The sequence below is a fragment of the Streptomyces sp. NPDC008137 genome (assembly GCF_042957035.1).
In the GTDB taxonomy this organism is placed as follows: domain Bacteria; phylum Actinomycetota; class Actinomycetes; order Streptomycetales; family Streptomycetaceae; genus Streptomyces.
Window position 1 is genome coordinate 176,113 of record NZ_JBIBHN010000007.1, and the last position, 16,652, is coordinate 192,764.

At 70.5% G+C, this 16,652-nt stretch carries 15 protein-coding genes; 12 read left to right on the plus strand and 3 right to left on the minus strand.

Features of this window, described 5'->3' with window-relative positions:
- The first annotated feature begins 183 nt into the window (after nucleotides 1–183).
- The 8 genes from recG (at nucleotide 184) to mutM (ending at nucleotide 7,440) form a co-directional block, all read left to right on the plus strand.
- A complete protein-coding gene (gene recG / locus ACFZBT_RS14305; protein WP_391102652.1) occupies nucleotides 184–2,412 on the plus strand; it encodes an ATP-dependent DNA helicase RecG in 2,229 nt (742 codons plus the stop codon).
- A gap of 110 nt (nucleotides 2,413–2,522) precedes the next feature.
- Nucleotides 2,523–3,110: a 16S rRNA (guanine(966)-N(2))-methyltransferase RsmD gene (gene rsmD / locus ACFZBT_RS14310; protein WP_391102655.1), complete on the plus strand. Its 588-nt coding sequence runs from the start codon at nucleotides 2,523–2,525 to the stop codon at nucleotides 3,108–3,110.
- 26 nt (nucleotides 3,111–3,136) lie between these two features.
- Nucleotides 3,137–3,616 carry a pantetheine-phosphate adenylyltransferase gene (coaD, locus tag ACFZBT_RS14315; protein WP_391102657.1) on the plus strand — a complete coding sequence of 160 codons (480 nt, stop codon included), beginning with the start codon at nucleotides 3,137–3,139 and terminating at the stop codon, nucleotides 3,614–3,616.
- A 70-nt stretch (nucleotides 3,617–3,686) separates the two neighbouring features.
- The gene (locus tag ACFZBT_RS14320; RefSeq protein WP_391102660.1) at nucleotides 3,687–4,745 is read left to right on the plus strand and encodes a cell division initiation protein; all 1,059 of its coding nucleotides are present in this window, start codon (nucleotides 3,687–3,689) and stop codon (nucleotides 4,743–4,745) included.
- Nucleotides 4,746–4,872: 127 nt separating this feature from the next.
- Nucleotides 4,873–5,517 carry a YceD family protein gene (locus tag ACFZBT_RS14325; protein ID WP_391102662.1) on the plus strand — a complete coding sequence of 215 codons (645 nt, stop codon included), beginning with the start codon at nucleotides 4,873–4,875 and terminating at the stop codon, nucleotides 5,515–5,517.
- A gap of 2 nt (nucleotides 5,518–5,519) precedes the next feature.
- A complete protein-coding gene (gene rpmF / locus ACFZBT_RS14330; protein ID WP_003951102.1) occupies nucleotides 5,520–5,693 on the plus strand; it encodes a 50S ribosomal protein L32 in 174 nt (57 codons plus the stop codon).
- Nucleotides 5,694–5,712: 19 nt separating this feature from the next.
- A complete protein-coding gene (gene rnc, locus ACFZBT_RS14335; protein WP_391102664.1) occupies nucleotides 5,713–6,504 on the plus strand; it encodes a ribonuclease III in 792 nt (263 codons plus the stop codon).
- Nucleotides 6,505–6,579: 75 nt separating this feature from the next.
- Entirely contained in the window at nucleotides 6,580–7,440 is an 861-nt protein-coding gene (gene mutM, locus ACFZBT_RS14340; RefSeq protein ID WP_391102667.1) for a bifunctional DNA-formamidopyrimidine glycosylase/DNA-(apurinic or apyrimidinic site) lyase, read from the plus strand.
- On the opposite strand, the gene ACFZBT_RS14345 is transcribed toward mutM, so the two are convergent.
- Nucleotides 7,430–7,828 (minus strand): winged helix-turn-helix transcriptional regulator, encoded by a 399-nt coding sequence (locus ACFZBT_RS14345; RefSeq protein ID WP_391102669.1) that lies wholly within the window; start codon nucleotides 7,826–7,828, stop codon nucleotides 7,430–7,432. The genes mutM and ACFZBT_RS14345 overlap by 11 nt on opposite strands.
- A 71-nt stretch (nucleotides 7,829–7,899) precedes the next feature.
- Complete coding sequence (locus ACFZBT_RS14350) at nucleotides 7,900–9,048, minus strand: CAP domain-containing protein (RefSeq protein WP_391102672.1); 1,149 nt, start codon at nucleotides 9,046–9,048, stop codon at nucleotides 7,900–7,902.
- Nucleotides 9,049–9,210: 162 nt separating this feature from the next.
- On the opposite strand from ACFZBT_RS14350, the gene ACFZBT_RS14355 reads away from it, so the two are divergent.
- From ACFZBT_RS14355 to ACFZBT_RS14370, 4 genes are all read left to right on the plus strand, one after another.
- The gene (locus tag ACFZBT_RS14355) at nucleotides 9,211–9,492 is read left to right on the plus strand and encodes an acylphosphatase (RefSeq protein WP_189727968.1); all 282 of its coding nucleotides are present in this window, start codon (nucleotides 9,211–9,213) and stop codon (nucleotides 9,490–9,492) included.
- A 380-nt stretch (nucleotides 9,493–9,872) separates the two neighbouring features.
- Nucleotides 9,873–10,076 carry a hypothetical protein gene (locus tag ACFZBT_RS14360; protein WP_030852030.1) on the plus strand — a complete coding sequence of 68 codons (204 nt, stop codon included), beginning with the start codon at nucleotides 9,873–9,875 and terminating at the stop codon, nucleotides 10,074–10,076.
- Between the two features lie 210 nt (nucleotides 10,077–10,286).
- Entirely contained in the window at nucleotides 10,287–13,865 is a 3,579-nt protein-coding gene (smc, locus tag ACFZBT_RS14365) for a chromosome segregation protein SMC (RefSeq protein WP_391102676.1), read from the plus strand.
- A 223-nt stretch (nucleotides 13,866–14,088) separates the two neighbouring features.
- Nucleotides 14,089–15,507: a sugar porter family MFS transporter gene (locus ACFZBT_RS14370; protein ID WP_391102678.1), complete on the plus strand. Its 1,419-nt coding sequence runs from the start codon at nucleotides 14,089–14,091 to the stop codon at nucleotides 15,505–15,507.
- 111 nt (nucleotides 15,508–15,618) lie between these two features.
- Here ACFZBT_RS14370 and ACFZBT_RS14375 read toward each other — a convergent pair whose 3' ends face one another.
- Nucleotides 15,619–16,590, minus strand: coding sequence for an LLM class flavin-dependent oxidoreductase (locus ACFZBT_RS14375; RefSeq protein ID WP_391102680.1), 972 nt, complete (start codon nucleotides 16,588–16,590; stop codon nucleotides 15,619–15,621).
- Nucleotides 16,591–16,652: the final 62 nt, after the last annotated feature.

A 16,652-nucleotide genomic window follows, 5' to 3' on the forward strand; every position in this document is an offset into this window, starting at 1 on the left:
GGCGCCGGTGGGAGGACTCGCGACGGCGCGGGGTCGGGCGGTCCCGGTGGGGCGGTGACCGCGAAGAAGGGCCGGGAGCGCGTCATCCTATGGCCCGAACCAGCCGTCTGACCAGCGATTTCCGGGACGTATACGGCAACGTGCGCCACCGCCTCTACGGCATTGTCAGTGGCGTGGTGTGCAATGGATCTCGTGCCCGCACTGGAAGAACCCCTGCGACAACCGCTGAAGTCGGTGCTCGGCCCCGCCACCGCGAAGGTGATGGCCGAGCACCTCGGCCTGCTCACCGTCGGCGACCTGCTCCACCACTACCCGCGCAGATACGAGGAGCGCGGCCAGCTCACCCACCTCGCCGACCTCCCCATGGACGAGCACGTCACGGTGGTCGCCCAGGTGGCCGACGCCCGCCTGCACACCTTCGCCTCCGCCAAGGCCCCGCGCGGCAAGGGCCAGCGCCTGGAGGTCACCATCACGGACGGCAGCGGCCGCCTCCAACTGGTCTTCTTCGGCGCCGGTGTTCACAAGCCCCACAAAGAGCTCCTGCCGGGCACGCGCGCGATGTTCGCGGGCAAGGTCTCCGTCTTCAACCGCCGCCTCCAACTCGCCCACCCGGCATACGAGTTGCTGCGCGGCGATCCGGATGAATCCGTCGAGACCTGGGCCGGCGCCCTGATCCCGATCTACCCCGCCACCGCCAAGCTGGAGTCCTGGAAGATCGGCAAGGCCCTCCAGACGGTCCTGCCCACGGCCCAGGAGGCCGACGACCCGCTCCCGGGCTCCCTGCGCCAGGGCCGCGGCCTGGTCCCCCTCCCCGAGGCCCTGCTGAAGATCCACCGCCCGCACACCAAGGCGGATATCGAGGACGCCCGCGCCCGCCTCAAGTGGGACGAGGCCTTCGTCCTCCAGGTCGCCCTCGCCCGCCGCCGCCACGCGGACGCCCAACTCCCGGCCGTGCCCCGCGAGCCCACCCCCGACGGCCTCCTCGCCTCCTTCGACGCCCGCCTCCCCTTCACGCTCACCGACGGCCAGCAGCGCGTCTCCAGGGAGATCTTCGACGACCTGGCCACCGACCATCCGATGCACCGGCTGCTCCAGGGGGAGGTCGGTTCGGGGAAGACGATGGTCGCGCTGCGCGCCATGCTCGCCGTGGTCGACGCCGGCGGCCAGGCCGCCATGCTCGCGCCCACCGAGGTGCTCGCCCAGCAGCACCACCGCTCCATCACCGAGATGATGGGCGAACTGGCCGAGGGCGGCATGCTGGGCGGGGCCGAGCAGGCCACCAAGGTGGTGCTGCTCACCGGGTCCATGGGCGCGGCCGCCCGCCGCCACGCCCTGCTCGACCTCACCACCGGCGAGGCCGGCGTCGTCATCGGCACGCACGCGCTGATCGAGGACAAGGTGCGGTTCCACGACCTGGGCCTGGTCGTGGTCGACGAACAGCACCGCTTCGGCGTCGAGCAGCGCGACGCCCTGCGCGGCAAGGGCAAACAGCCCCCGCACCTCCTGGTCATGACCGCCACGCCCATCCCGCGCACGGTGGCCATGACGGTCTTCGGCGACCTGGAGACCTCCGTCCTCGACCAGCTCCCGGCCGGCCGCTCACCGATCGCCAGCCATGTCGTCCCGGCCGCCGACAAGCCCCACTTCCTGGCCCGCGCGTGGGAACGGGTCCGCGAGGAAGTGGGCAACGGCCATCAGGCCTACGTCGTCTGCCCGCGCATCGGCGACGAGGAGGACGACCCCAAGAAGTCCGGCAAGAAGAAATCCCCCGAGTCCCCGGAGGACGCCGCCGAGAAGCGCCCGCCCCTCGCCGTACTGGAAGTCGCCGACCAGCTCGCGAAGGGCCCCCTCCAAGACCTGAGGGTCGAGGTCCTGCACGGCCGTATGCAGCCCGACGACAAGGACGCGGTCATGCGCCGCTTCGCCGCCGGCGAGACCGACGTCCTGGTCGCCACGACGGTCATCGAGGTCGGCGTCAACGTCCCCAACGCCACCGTGATGGTGATCATGGACGCCGACCGCTTCGGCGTCTCCCAGCTCCACCAGCTGCGCGGCCGCGTCGGCCGTGGCTCGGCGCCCGGCTTGTGCCTCCTGGTCAGCGAGATGCCCGAGGCGAGCGCGGCCCGCCAGCGCCTGAACGCCGTCGCCGCAACCCTCGACGGCTTCGAGCTCTCCCGCATCGACCTGGAACAACGCCGCGAGGGCGACGTCCTCGGCCAGGCCCAGTCGGGCGCCCGCACCAGCCTCCGGATGCTCGCCGTCATCGAGGACGAGGAGATCATCGCGGAGGCCAGGGAGGAAGCGACAGCGGTGGTGGCGGCCGACCCGGACCTGACCCACCTCCCCGCCCTCCGGACGGCATTGGACGCCCTCCTGGACGAGGAGAGGGAGCAGTACCTGGACAAGGGCTGAGGACGAGCGACTCTCTTGGGGGCGCGGGGCTGTATCCATTTGCGGCTACCGCCGCGCGGGCGCGACCAGCCACACTGATACCCGAAGCCGCCCACGACCAAGGACCACAGATGACCCGCGTGATCGCCGGCCGGGCCGGCGGACGCCGCCTGGCCGTCCCGCCAGGCACCGGAACCCGCCCCACATCGGACCGCGCCCGAGAGGGCCTCTTCTCCACCTGGCAGTCTCTCCTCGGCGGCCCCCTGGAAGGCGAACGCGTCCTCGACCTCTATGCCGGCTCCGGAGCGGTAGGCCTGGAGGCCCTGTCCCGAGGCGCCTCCCACACCCTCCTCGTAGAGGCCGACGCGCGAGCGACCCGCACGGTCCGCGAGAACGTGAAGTCCCTCGGCCTCCCCGGCGCCGAAGTCAGATCGGGCAAAGCGGAACAGATCATCCGAGCATCACACCCCGGCGACCCCTACGACCTCGTCTTCCTCGACCCCCCGTACGCCGTCACGGACGACGATCTTCGCGAGATCCTGCTCACACTCCGCACGGAGGGCTGGCTCGCCGAAGAAGCCCTCGTCACCGTGGAGCGCAGCACCAGAGGCGGTGAATTCCGGTGGCCCGAGGGTTTCGAAGCCCTGCGGGCCCGCCGCTACGGCGAGGGAACGTTTTGGTACGGTCGCGCCGCCTCAACGTGCGAAGACGCACGATGACCGGACCGGAGAGCGAGGGAACACAAGTGCGCCGCGCCGTCTGTCCCGGGTCGTTCGACCCGATCACCAACGGACACCTCGACATCATCTCCCGCGCCTCCAGGCTGTACGACGAGGTCTATGTCGCGGTGATGATCAACCAGGCCAAGAAGGGCCTGTTCGAGATCGAGGAGCGGATCGACCTGATCCGCCGGGTCACCGCCGAGTACGGCAACGTCCGGGTCGAGGCCTTCCACGGCCTGCTCGTCGACTTCTGCAAGCAGCGCGACATCCCCGCCATCGTCAAGGGCCTGCGCGCGGTCAGCGACTTCGACTACGAGCTGCAGATGGCCCAGATGAACAACGGCCTCTCGGGCGTGGAGACCCTCTTCATCCCCACCAACCCCACCTACAGCTTCCTGTCGTCCTCCCTGGTCAAGGAAGTCGCGACCTGGGGCGGGGACGTCTCCCACCTGGTCCCGCCGGAGGTCCTCGAAGTCCTCAACGAGCGCCTGCGCAAGGACTGATGGGGCCACTGAGGGGACTACAGTCGTCCCGTCCGTCTCCAACGCATCCGTAGAGAGTGGCGAGCACACCGTGGACGTGCAGAAGAAGCTCGACGAGATCGTCTCCGCGGTCTCCGGCGCCCGGTCCATGCCCATGTCGGCCTCGTGCGTGGTCAACCGCGCCGAACTGCTCGCGCTGCTGGAAGAGGTGCGCGCGGCGCTGCCCGACTCGCTCGCCCAGGCCCAGGAGCTGATCGGCGGCCGCGAGCAGATGGTCGAGCACGCCCGCCAGGAGGCCGAGCGCATCATCGGGCAGGCACACGCCGAGCGCGGTTCGCTGATCTCCGACACCGAGGTCGCCCGCCGTTCCCAGGCCGAGGCCGACCGGATCCTCGCCGAGGCCCGCCAGGAGGCCGAGGAGGTCCGCGCCGAGGCCGACGAGTACGTCGACTCCAAGCTCGCCAACTTCGAGGTCGTCCTCACCAAGACCCTCGGCTCCGTCGGCCGCGGCCGCGAGAAGCTCCTCGGTACCGGCCCCGGCGTCGACGAGCAGGGCTACGAGGACGAGGACGCCCCCGAGCGCAGCCAGGACCCGGAGACCCTGCGCCGTACCGCCGACGAGTACGTCCACGCCAAGCTGGGCTCCTTCGAGGCGGTCCTCGCCAAGACCCTGGAGGCCGTCGGCCGCGGCCGGCAGAAGCTGCACGGCCGTATCGCCAGCGACGACCTCGGCGCCCTCGCCGACGATCTCAGCACGGTCCAGCACTCCAGCGACGCCGACTACCTCGCCGACCTGGCCGCCCTCGCGGACCAGAAGCCCCCGGCCGAGCAGCCCGCGCAGCAGCAGGACTACGCACAGCCGCAGCCGGCCTATGGCTACCAGCAGCAGCCCGACCCCTACGGCGGCGGCTACCCGCAGCAGGCCTACGCGGCTCAGCAGGACCCGTACGGCTACCAGCACGCCGATCCCTACTCCTACCAGGGTTACGACGCCCAGCAGGCCGCGTACGACCCGAACCAGGTGCAGCAGGCCCAGCAGGCCCAACAAGCCCAGCAGGGATACGCCCTCGACGAGACCAGCCTTTTCGACACCGGCATGATCAGTGCCGAGCAGCTGAGGGCCTACGAACAGGGCCGCGGCAACGGCTGAGCACCGGATTGGGCCGACAGCGAAAGGTCCAGTATCCTGGCTCTTCGGTCGCGCGTACGTCCGCGATCAACGCTGCCCGGAACGCTCAAGGGCGGCAACCTCTCAGCTCGAAAGATCGAAAGCAGGAATGGCTCTGAACGCCCGCCTCGACCACCGCAACCCCCTCGTGTTCGACACGCACGAGCTGGGCCGGCGGCCCGGTGCGCTACAGCGCCTGACCCGCACGGTCGACGCTCCCCAGGACCTCGGTATCGGGGGAGTCATCGGAGTGCCGGAAGGCGCCCCGGTGGAGCTCGAACTCCGTCTGGAGTCGGTCATGGAAGGGGTGCTTGTCACAGGCACCGCCCGTGCCGGGGCCAAGGGGGAGTGCGTAAGGTGTCTGGAGCCGCTTCAGCTCGACGTCGAAGCGGAATTCCAGGAGATGTTCTCGTACCCTGACGCCGACGACCGGGGCCGCGTGATCGCGGAACCGGGCGACGACGCCGAGGACGACGAGGACAGGCTCTTCCTCGAGGACGGCTTGTTCGACCTCGAGCCCGTGCTGCGTGATGCGGTGGTGCTCGCACTGCCGATGCAGCCGGTGTGCCAGGAAGACTGCCCTGGTCTGTGTGCCGAGTGCGGCGCGCGACTGGCGGACGACCCGGACCACCACCACGACGCCGTCGACATCCGTTGGGCGGCTTTGCAGGGACTCGCCGGCACCATGAAGGACGGCGAGAAGGACGAGATGAGCGGCGCCGAACCTGGCGTCGACGAGAAGCAGGAGAAGTAGCCGTGGCTGTTCCGAAGCGGAAGATGTCGCGCAGCAACACGCGCCACCGCCGGTCGCAGTGGAAGGCTGCGGTCCCCACCCTGGTTGCGTGCGAGCGCTGCCACGAGCCCAAGCAGCAGCACATCGCGTGCCCGTCTTGCGGCACCTACAACAAGCGCCAGGTCCTCGAGGTCTGAGCGGCTGGTGAGAGGCACTGTGTCCACGCCGAAGAAAAACTCTGCGGACAACCAGGCCTCGTCCCACACGCTGTTGGAAGGGCGGCTCGGGTACAAGCTCGAGTCCGCCCTTCTGGTGCGTGCGCTGACCCACCGTTCCTACGCGTACGAGAACGGCGGTCTGCCGACCAACGAGCGCCTGGAGTTCCTCGGGGACTCCGTCCTGGGTCTCGTGGTCACGGACACGCTGTACCGAACCCACCCCGACCTGCCCGAAGGCCAGCTGGCCAAGCTGCGGGCCGCGGTGGTCAACTCGCGTGCGCTGGCGGAGGTGGGCCGTGGGCTCGACCTCGGCTCCTTCATCCGGCTCGGCCGCGGTGAAGAGGGCACGGGCGGCCGGGACAAGGCGTCCATCCTCGCCGACACCCTCGAAGCGGTGATCGGTGCGGTCTACCTCGACCAGGGACTGGAGTCCGCGGCGGAGCTCGTGCACCGCCTGTTCGACCCCCTGATCGAGAAGTCCTCGAACCTCGGAGCCGGCCTGGACTGGAAGACCAGTCTCCAGGAGCTCACCGCGACCGAGGGGCTCGGCGTGCCCGAGTACCTGGTCACGGAGACCGGCCCCGACCACGAGAAGACCTTCACTGCTGCCGCCCGCGTCGGAGGCGTCTCGTACGGCACCGGCACCGGCCGCAGCAAGAAGGAGGCGGAGCAGCAGGCCGCCGAGTCCGCCTGGCGGTCCATCCGGGCCGCGGCGGACGAGCGCGCCAAGGAGGCGGCCGCGAAACAGGCCGCCGACGAGAGCGCCGGTCCCGAGCCGGCGTCCGCCTGACCGAACAGAAACAGCGCACCCGAGCGCCCGCCCCTGCCTGGGGGCGGGCGCTCGGCTCGTACAGCGGGGGAGCCCATGCCCGAGTTGCCCGAGGTCGAGGTCGTCCGGCGCGGCCTGGAGCGGTGGGTCGCCCACCGGACCGTCGCCGAGGTCGAGGTACTGCACCCGCGCGCGGTCCGCCGCCACCTCGCGGGCGGCGGCGACTTCGCGGACCGCCTGAAAGGCCATCGCATCGGCACGCCCAGCCGCCGGGGCAAGTACCTGTGGCTGCCCCTGGAGGACACGGACCAGTCGATCCTGGCCCACCTCGGCATGAGCGGCCAGCTGCTGGTGCAGCCGCACACGGCTCCCGACGAGAAGCACCTGCGTATCCGCGCCCGCTTCACGGACGCCCTGGACACCGAACTCCGCTTCGTCGACCAGCGCACCTTCGGCGGTCTGTCGCTGCACGACAACACCCCCGACGGCCTGCCCGACGTCATCGCGCACATCGCCCGCGACCCGCTCGACGAACTCTTCGACGACGAAGCCTTCCACCAGGCGCTACGCCGCAAACGGTCCACGATCAAACGGGCCCTGCTCGACCAGTCGCTGATCAGCGGCGTCGGCAACATCTACGCGGACGAGGCTTTGTGGCGCGCCCGTATCCACTACGAACGCCCGACCGCGACCTTCACGCGCCCGCGCACACTGCTGCTCCTGGGTCATGTCAGGGACGTGATGAACTCCGCCCTCGCGGTGGGCGGCACCAGCTTCGACAGCCTCTACGTCAACGTCAACGGCGAGTCTGGCTACTTCGACCGGTCCCTCGACGCGTACGGCCGGGAGGGCCTGCCGTGCCGGCGCTGCGGCACACCGATGCGCCGACGCCCCTGGATGAACCGGTCGAGCTACTACTGCCCGAAGTGCCAGCGGCCGCCGCGGATCACGCCCTAGCGGAGTCGTACCGCTCGCGCGCGGCCAGCACGTCGTCCATGCTGCCCTCCACGAAGTGGATCAGGGCGAGCAGCCGCTCGGCCACCCCGCGTCCCAGCGGCGTCAGTTCGTAGTCCACCCGGGGCGGGTTGGTCGGCTGGGCCTCGCGGTGGACCAGGCCGTCGCGCTCCAGCGCGTGCAGTGTCTGGGACAGCATCTTCTCGCTCACACCGTCGACCCGGCGGCGCAGCTCGTTGAAGCGCAGCGAGCCCTCGTACAGAGCGCCCAGCGCGAGCCCGCCCCAGCGGCCCGTGGCGTGCTCCAGCGTGCCACGTGAAGGGCAGGCCTTGGCGAACACGCTGTACGGGAGGTCGCCCAGCCCCTCCGTGAGCTCCTGGGTGGTGGTCATCCTCCAAGAATACGCCAGCACAGCGCTGGCCAACAGGTTGCGCTAACTCCTGGTTAGTGCGGCCTGAGGGTCTAGTAGCCGAAGTTCTGGGTCCACCACGGGCCGCCCGACCCCATCTCGACACCGACGCCCAGCGTCTTGAAGTCGCAGTTCAGGATGTTGGCGCGGTGGCCGGGACTGTTCATCCAGGCGTCCATCACGGCCGCGGCGTCCGCCTGGCCGCGCGCTATGTTCTCCCCGCCGAGGTTGGCTATCCCGGCGGCCTCGGCCCGGTCCCACGGCGTCTTGCCGTCGGGGTCGGTGTGGTCGAAGAAGCCTCGGGCACGCATGTCCTCGCTGTAGTTCTGCGCCAGCTCGGTCAGCGCGCTGTTCGCGGCGAGCGCGCTGCAGCCCACCTTGGCCCGCTCCTCGTTCACCAGCTTGAGCACCTGGGCCGCGGCGGCCGACTCCTCGGAGAGGGCGGCGGGGGCGCTGGGCTTCTCGGGCGCCTGCGTGGCCGTGCGGGAGGGCGTGTTCTCCGGCTTCTTGCTGGGGGTCGCCGCCGGCTTCTTCTGCTCCGGCGTCTTCTCCTGCGTCTTCTCCGGCTTCTCGGGCGTCTTCGTCGGCGCGGCCGACGACTTCGAGGCGGACGGCGACGGCGACAGGGAGCGCTCGGCGTCCCGGCTCGTGGGCGTGCCCCCGCGGCTGTCGGTGCTGCCGGAGGTGCCGCCCTGCCCGCTCGGGGTGTTGGTCGGCGTGTCGGCGGCCTGCACCTTGTCGGCGCCACCGTCTCCGCCGAGCTTGTAGTTCTCGAGGCCGGGAACCGCGCCGGTGGCCAGCGCGACCGTACCGATGGCGACCGCCGCGGACACGCCGAGCAGGCCCGTGCGCATCGGCCGTGCGGCCTTCTTCCGGCGGCGGTGCGAGCCCGCCCGCGGGGAGCCGCCCTCGGGGGTGAAGCCGTCGCTCGCGAAGACGGCCGTCTCGGCGGTCCGCTGGCGGGGGATGGGCACATACCCGTCACCCGCCGCGGTGGCCTCCGTCTCGAACAGGTAGGCCTCGCTCCGGGCGTAGGTGTCGGCGTAGGCCTCCGGGTTCAGATAGGGCGCGATGCCCATGGTCGGGCCGTCATCCGTGCCGCGCAGCGGATCGTGGCCCTCCGCGGTGCCGTCGGCCTGCGTGATCCCCGTGGCGCTGCCCGTGGCGGCGCGGCCGGCGTCGGAGCGACGGTGGCGTCCCATGTTCTGGCCTTCCTCGTCCTGGCGGTCGACTCGTCCTCGAGATCAACACCAAACTCACTCGATGGTGTGAGTTTCATATGAGATTCGTTGGGTGGGGACGGTACCGCATGGCGCAAGTGAAGGAAGTGCGCCCGAGGGAGTTTGGGCGGTTAGGTTGCAGTCATGAGCGAGGATGTGCGACTGGTCGCCTGGGTGCGGGGACGCGTCCAAGGTGTGGGTTTCCGCTGGTTCACGCGGGCCAAGGCGCTGGAGATCGGCGGCCTGAGTGGTTTTGCTCTCAATTTGGGCGACGGCCGGGTCCAAGTGGTCGCGGAGGGCGCGCGAGAAGGCTGTGAAGGCTTGCTGGAGTGGCTCGAGGGCGACGACACGCCCGGCCGTGTGGACGGCGTCACCGAGATCTGGGACACACCTCGCGGCGGCTACGACGGCTTCGCCATCCGCTGATCCCGCACCGCCGGACCGCCCGCAGGGCCGCCCGACGGCAGGCCGTGGAAGGCCGCCCCGGACGGAAACCGGCTGGTGATTGCCAAGAATCGCTTGCCTTGGCAAGCTCGGCACGCAAGGATGATCGCCACGCCCCGAGGGCCCCGCAGAAGCCGCTGTGCCGCCGTATCCGGCCGCGCGCGCCCGGTCGGCCCCCAATACGGGGCGTGATCGTGTTGACCGTCAAACTTTTTGGTGAGACGCTGAAAGCCCCGCGCACCTTAGCTGTTTGGCATGGCTGAACGGCGGTACAACTCCAGGCCCTGCCAAGCATCGCGGGTGCGAATCCCTCACGACCCACACCGCATCGGTCGGTCACGTATTGTGGAGGACCATCCATCATGGCAAAGGCGCTTCTCGGTTACGTCGGCGGCTCCGACCCTCGACTCCTCGCCGAGATGCGACGGCTCCAGCAGCGCGTCCAGGACCTGGAATCCGAGCTCGGACGGATCCAGGCCGAGAACGAGGCGCTGACGGCTGCCGCTTCTCACGACAGGATCATGGAGAGCGTTGACGCACACCAGGCGGAGCCTGCGCTCACCTGATCACTGCACCGCTCCACAACAGCACAGCAGTGGTTGGGCCGCCCGTCATAACCGCTGAGTTGTCAGAAGTGCAAGGGACGCCGTCGGCGTCCCTTCTTTCTTTCCCCCGCATCCTTTCACCGTCTTTAACGTGTGGTGTGCCCTGCGCGTTCAGCGGCGAAACCGTGGGTTCATGGAGTGAGACGAACCCGGGCGGTAGAGTCCGGCGGCGTGCACCTCAAGGCCCTGACCCTCCGCGGGTTCAAGTCGTTCGCCTCGGCCACCACCCTCCGGTTCGAGCCGGGGATCACGTGCGTCGTAGGACCGAACGGCTCGGGCAAGTCCAACGTCGTGGACGCGCTCAGCTGGGTCATGGGCGAGCAGGGCGCCAAGTCGCTGCGTGGCGGCAAGATGGAGGACGTCATCTTCGCCGGCACCACCGGCCGCCCCCCACTGGGCCGCGTCGAGGTGTCGCTGACCATCGACAACTCCGACGGGGCCCTGCCCATCGAGTACGCCGAGGTCACCATCACGCGGATCATGTTCCGCAACGGCGGCAGCGAGTACCAGATCAACGGCGACACCTGCCGCCTCCTCGACATCCAGGAGCTCCTCTCCGACTCCGGCATCGGCCGCGAGATGCACGTGATCGTCGGGCAGGGCCAGCTCGACGGTGTACTGCACGCCGACCCCATGGGCCGTCGCGCCTTCATCGAGGAGGCCGCCGGCGTCCTCAAGCACCGCAAGCGCAAGGAGAAGGCGCTGCGCAAGCTGGACGCGATGCAGGCCAACCTCGCGCGCGTCCAGGACCTCACCGACGAGCTGCGCCGCCAGCTCAAGCCCCTCGGCCGCCAGGCCGCCGTCGCCCGCCGGGCCGCCGTCATCCAGGCCGACCTGCGCGACGCCCGCCTGCGGCTGCTGGCCGACGACCTCGTACGACTGAAGGAAGCCCTCAACGCCGAGGTCGCCGACGAGGCCGCGCTGAAGGAGCGCAAGGAAGCCGCCGAGCAGCAGCTGAAGAAGGCGCTCCAGCGCGAGGCACTCCTGGAGGACGAGGTACGGCAGCTCACGCCGCGCCTCCAGCGCGCCCAGCAGACCTGGTACGAGCTCTCCCAGCTCGCCGAGCGGGTGCGCGGCACGATCTCGCTGGCCGACGCCCGCGTGAAGAGCGCCACCTCCGCGCCCCCCGAGGAGCGACGCGGCCGCGACCCCGAGGACATGGAGCGCGAGGCCGCCCGCATCCGTGAGCAGGAGGCCGAGCTGGAAGCGGCCCTGGAGGCGGCCGAACGGGCCCTGGAGGACACGGTCGCCCACCGCGCCGAGCTGGAGCGCGCACTCATCGAGGAGGAGCGGCGCCTGAAGGACGTCGCCCGCGCCATCGCCGACCGGCGCGAGGGCCTGGCTCGGCTGAACGGCCAGGTCAACGCGGCCCGCTCGCGCGCGGCCTCCGCCCAGGCCGAGATCGAACGCCTGGCCGCCGCCCGCGACGAGGCCCAAGAGCGAGCAGTCGCCGCCCAGGAGGAATACGAGGCGCTCAAGGCCGAGGTCGACGGCCTCGACGCGGGCGACGCCCAACTCGCCGAACAGCACGAGGCCGCCAAGCAGCGGCTCGCCGACGCCGAGTCCGCCCTCACGGCAGCCCGCGAGGCCGCCACGGCGGCCGAACGGAAGCGCGCCGCGACCCAGGCCCGCCACGAGGCCCTGGCCCTGGGCCTGCGCCGCAAGGACGGCACCGGAATACTGCTCGCGGCGAAGGACCGCCTCTCCGGCCTGCTCGGCCCGGCGGCGGAACTCCTGACGGTGACCCCCGGCTACGAAGTCGCCCTGGCAGCGGCCTTCGGAGCGGCTGCGGACGCCATCGCCGTCACGACCCCGGCCTCGGCGGCCGACGCCATCAGACTCCTGCGCAAACAGGACGGAGGCAGAGCGACTCTGCTCCTGGCAGGAGCTCCCGTCCTCGGGGGCGCGGGGAACTGCGCGAACAACCACGACGTACCCGCAGACGCAAGCCGAGATCTCGCTGCCGACCTGGTCCGCGGCCCCGCCGAGCTGATGCCCGCCGTACGCCGCCTCCTGCGAGGAATGGTCGTGGTCGACACCCTCGAAGACGCCGAGGACCTCGTCTACACCCACCCCGACCTCACCGCCGTCACCGCCGAGGGCGACCTCCTCGGCGCCCACATCGCCCACGGCGGATCGGCAGGCGCCCCCAGCCTCCTGGAAGTACAGGCCTCCGTCGACGAGGCCGCCGCAGAGCTGGAAGAGCTGGCCGTCCGCTGCGAGGAGCTGACCGAGGTCCAGCACGAGGCCGTCGAACGGCGCAAGGAGTGCGCCGCGCTCGTCGAGGACGTGGGGGAGCGGCGCCGGGCCGCAGACCGGGAGAAGTCGTCCGTCGCCCAGCAGCTCGGCCGGCTCGCAGGGCAGGCCCGGGGCGCGGCGGGGGAGGCCGAGCGGTCCACGGCCGCCGCCGCCCGCGCGCAGGAGGCCCTCGACAAGGCCCTCGCCGAGGTCGAGGAGCTCGCCGAGCGGCTCGCCGTCGCGGAGGAGATGCCGATCGAGGAGGAGCCCGACACCTCCGTACGGGACCGGCTCGCCGCCGACGGTGCCAACGCCCGCCAGACCGAGATGGAGGCCCGCCTTCAGGCCCGTACGCACGAGGAACGGGTCAAGGGCCTGGCCGGACGGGCCGACTCGCTGGACCGGGCCGCCCGCGCGGAACGCGAGGCACGCGCGCGTGCGGAGCAGCGGCGGGCCCGCCTGCGGCACGAGGCGGCCGTCGCCGAGGCCGTCGGCTCGGGCGCACGGCAGCTGCTCGCGCACGTCGAGGTCTCCCTGGCCCGCGCCGACGAGGAGCGCGTCGCCGCCGAGGCCGCCAAGGCCCGCCGCGAGCAGGAACTCGCCCGCGCCCGCACCGAGGGTCGCGATCTCAAGGCCGAACTCGACAAGTTGACGGATTCGGTCCACCGAGGCGAGGTACTCGGCGCCGAGAAGCGGCTGCGGATCGAGCAGCTGGAGACGAAGGCGCTGGAGGAGCTGGGTGTCGAACCGGCCGGACTGGTGGCGGAGTACGGACCGCACCAGCTCGTGCCGCCCTCGCCCCCCGCCGAGGGCGAGGAGCTGCCGGAGGACCCGGAGCACCCGCGCAACCGGCCGAGGCCGTTCGTCCGTTCCGAGCAGGAGAAGCGGCTGAAGTCGGCCGAGCGCGCCTACCAGCAACTCGGCAAGGTGAACCCGCTCGCCCTGGAGGAGTTCGCGGCACTTGAGGAACGCCACCAGTTCCTCAGCGAGCAGCTCGAGGACCTGAAGAAGACGCGGGCGGACCTCCTCCAGGTGGTGAAGGAGGTCGACGAGCGCGTCGAGCAGGTCTTCACCGAGGCCTACCGGGACACGGCCCGGGAGTTCGAGGGCGTCTTCAGCCGGCTGTTCCCCGGTGGGGACGGGCGGCTGATCCTGACCGACCCCGACAACATGCTCACCACGGGCGTGGACGTCGAGGCCCGGCCGCCGGGCAAGAAGGTCAAGCGGCTGTCGCTGCTCTCGGGCGGGGAGCGGTCGCTGACCGCCGTGGCGCTGCTCGTGTCGATCTTCAAGGCGCGGCCCAGTCCGTTCTACGTCATGGACGAGGTCGAGGCCGCCCTCGACGACACCAATCTGCAGCGGCTCATCCGGATCATGCAGGAGCTGCAGGAGGCCTCGCAGCTGATCGTGATCACCCATCAGAAGCGCACGATGGAGGTCGCCGACGCGCTGTACGGCGTCTCCATGCAGGGCGACGGTGTGTCGAAGGTCATCAGCCAGCGCCTGCGCTAGGTGGATGCTGTATACACCTGCCTCACCTGCGACGCTCGATGACTTCAATTCTTGAACACATGACCCCCACACCCCTAACGCAGATTCACGTCTCCTGACCTATTGACTTCGAAACTTGAAGGCATAGTCTCGGCAACGTTCCTTTTACCTTCAGGTACCTTCAGGTGGCACCTCGAAGGGCTGATCCCCTCCGGCAGCGTTGCCGGTGGCCTGAGGAGTTCACGTGACCAGCACAGCGCAGGCACCCAAGTCCGGAGCCAGGACGGCTCACCCCGAACATCTCGGGCACGTCATCTTCATCGCGGCGGCGGCCGCGATGGGCGGTTTCCTCTTCGGCTACGACAGTTCCGTGATCAACGGCGCCGTCGAGGCCATCCGCGGCCGCTACGACATCGGCTCCGCAGCCCTCGCCCAGGTCATCGCCGTCGCCCTCATCGGCTGCGCCATCGGCGCCGCGACCGCCGGCCGGATAGCCGACCGCATCGGCCGCATCCGGTGCATGCAGATCGCCGCGGTCCTCTTCACGGTCAGCGCCGTCGGCTCCGCGCTGCCCTTCGCCCTGTGGGACCTCGCCTTCTGGCGCGTCGTCGGCGGCTTCGCCATCGGCATGGCCTCCGTGATCGGCCCGGCCTACATCGCCGAGGTCGCCCCGCCCGCCTACCGCGGTCGGCTCGGCTCCTTCCAGCAGGCCGCCATCGTCATCGGCATCGCCGTGTCGCAGCTGGTCAACTGGGCTCTGCTGAACGCCGCCGACGGCGACCAGCGCGGCAAGCTGATGGGCCTGGAGGCCTGGCAGGTCATGCTCGGCGTCATGGTCGTCCCGGCCGTCCTGTACGGCCTGCTCTCCTTCGCGATCCCCGAGTCCCCGCGCTTCCTGATCTCCGTCGGCAAGCACGAGCGCGCCCGCGAGATCCTCACCCAGGTCGAGGGCAAGGACATCGACCTGGACGCCCGCGTCGCCGAGATCGAGCACGCCATGACCAGCGAGCACAAGTCCAGCTTCAAGGACCTGCTCGGCGGGAGCTTCTTCTTCAAGCCGATCGTCTGGATCGGTATCGGCCTGTCGGTCTTCCAGCAGTTCGTCGGCATCAACGTCGCGTTCTACTACTCCTCGACGCTGTGGCAGTCGGTCGGCGTCGACCCGGCGGACTCGTTCTTCTACTCCTTCACCACGTCGATCATCAACATCGTCGGCACCGTCATCGCGATGATCTTCGTCGACCGCATCGGCCGCAAGCCCCTCGCGATCATCGGCTCGGTCGGCATGGTCGTCGGCCTGGCACTGGAGGCCTGGGCGTTCTCCCACCCCCTGGTCGACGGCACGCTGCCGGCCGCGCAGGGCTGGATCGCCCTGATCGCCGCGCACGTCTTCGTCCTCTTCTTCGCCCTGTCCTGGGGTGTGGTCGTCTGGGTCATGCTCGGTGAGATGTTCCCCAACCGGATCCGCGCCGCCGCCCTGGGCGTGGCCGCCGCCGCGCAGTGGATCGCCAACTGGGCCATCACCGCGAGCTTCCCGTCGCTGGCCGAGTGGAACCTCTCCGTGACGTACGTGATCTACACGGCCTTCGCCGCGCTCTCCATCCCGTTCATCCTGAAGTTCGTCAGCGAAACGAAGGGCAAGGCCCTGGAGGAGATGGGCTGAGCCCGCCCCCGCACTCGGGGAGAAGGGCCAAAGTCCCCGCTGCCCCTCTCCCCGTAACCCGCCGCCGCCCCGGTTCGGCCACTGCCCGAGCCGGGGCGGCGGTCTGTCGTCTCACGCGGTCAGCCTCGGCAGGACCCGCTCGCAGAACAGCTGCAGGCTCCGCCACCCCTCCTCCACCGGCATCCCGCCCGCCAGCGGATGCAGTACATAGGAGTCCAGGCCCAGATCCGCGCACGCCTCGGGCGTGAGGATGCGGTACACGCCCTCGGCGCGCAGTTCCCCGACGGTCGTCGCGGCCGACTTCACCGCGGAGCGCACCCCGCTCGACTGCCAGGCGGCGTACGTCCGCGCCTCGTGCAGGAAGTGCTCGCCGTACTCCGCCCAGGCCCGGTCCGGGTCCTCGGCCAGGTGCAGCAGCGGCGTCTCGGCGGCGGGCATCATGACCCAGCCCTCGGTGCGGTACTCGGCGAGCCGGTCCTTGTAGTACGCCTCCAGCTCCGGCAGGTGCGCGCTGGGGAAGAAGGGCAGGCCGAGCCGGGCGGCCCGGCGGGCGGCGGCCTGGGAGGAACCGCCGACCAGGAGCAGCGGATGCGGGTCGGTGTACGGGCGCGGGGTGATGCGGACCGTGCGGCCCCGGTAGGCGAAGGGCTCGCCCGTCCACGCCTTCAGCAACGTCTCCAGCAGCTCGTCCTGGAGCCGGCCGCGCCGGGCGAAGTCCACGCCGAACAGGTCGTACTCCTCGGGCCGGTACCCGATCCCGGCGACCGTCACCAGCCGGCCGCCGCTCAGCAGGTCCAGTACGGCGATCTCCTCGGCCAGCCGCAGCGGGTCGTGCAGCGGGCCGATGATCGCCGAGACGGTGACCGCGACACGCCGGGTCGCGCCGAAGACGGCCCCCGCGAAGGCGAACGGCGACGGCAGCCAGTTGTTGCCGGCGCCGTGGTGCTCCTCCGTCTGCACGGTGGTGACGCCTCGGTCGTCGGCGTACGAGGCCATCTCCAGGGCCGCCCGGTACCGGGCGCCGAGCTCGGCGGGGGAGGCCCCCGGAGCGACGAGGTTGAAACGTGCGACCGAGACGGGCATGGGGACGTCTCCCTCCACCGGCGTTGGGTCGGGAGACAGTAGCTGACGTGTCGTCAGGTTGC

Coding starts and splice junctions, on each gene's coding strand:
- ACFZBT_RS14360 (WP_030852030.1), top strand. CDS start 9,873: ATGGCAAAGGCGCTTCTCGGTTACGTCGGCGGCTCCGACCCTCGACTC.
- ACFZBT_RS14345 (WP_391102669.1), bottom strand. CDS start 7,828: ATGACCACCACCCAGGAGCTCACGGAGGGGCTGGGCGACCTCCCGTAC.
- recG (WP_391102652.1), top strand. CDS start 184: ATGGATCTCGTGCCCGCACTGGAAGAACCCCTGCGACAACCGCTGAAG.
- rsmD (WP_391102655.1), top strand. CDS start 2,523: ATGACCCGCGTGATCGCCGGCCGGGCCGGCGGACGCCGCCTGGCCGTC.
- ACFZBT_RS14325 (WP_391102662.1), top strand. CDS start 4,873: ATGGCTCTGAACGCCCGCCTCGACCACCGCAACCCCCTCGTGTTCGAC.
- mutM (WP_391102667.1), top strand. CDS start 6,580: ATGCCCGAGTTGCCCGAGGTCGAGGTCGTCCGGCGCGGCCTGGAGCGG.
- ACFZBT_RS14355 (WP_189727968.1), top strand. CDS start 9,211: ATGAGCGAGGATGTGCGACTGGTCGCCTGGGTGCGGGGACGCGTCCAA.
- ACFZBT_RS14375 (WP_391102680.1), bottom strand. CDS start 16,590: ATGCCCGTCTCGGTCGCACGTTTCAACCTCGTCGCTCCGGGGGCCTCC.
- ACFZBT_RS14350 (WP_391102672.1), bottom strand. CDS start 9,048: ATGGGACGCCACCGTCGCTCCGACGCCGGCCGCGCCGCCACGGGCAGC.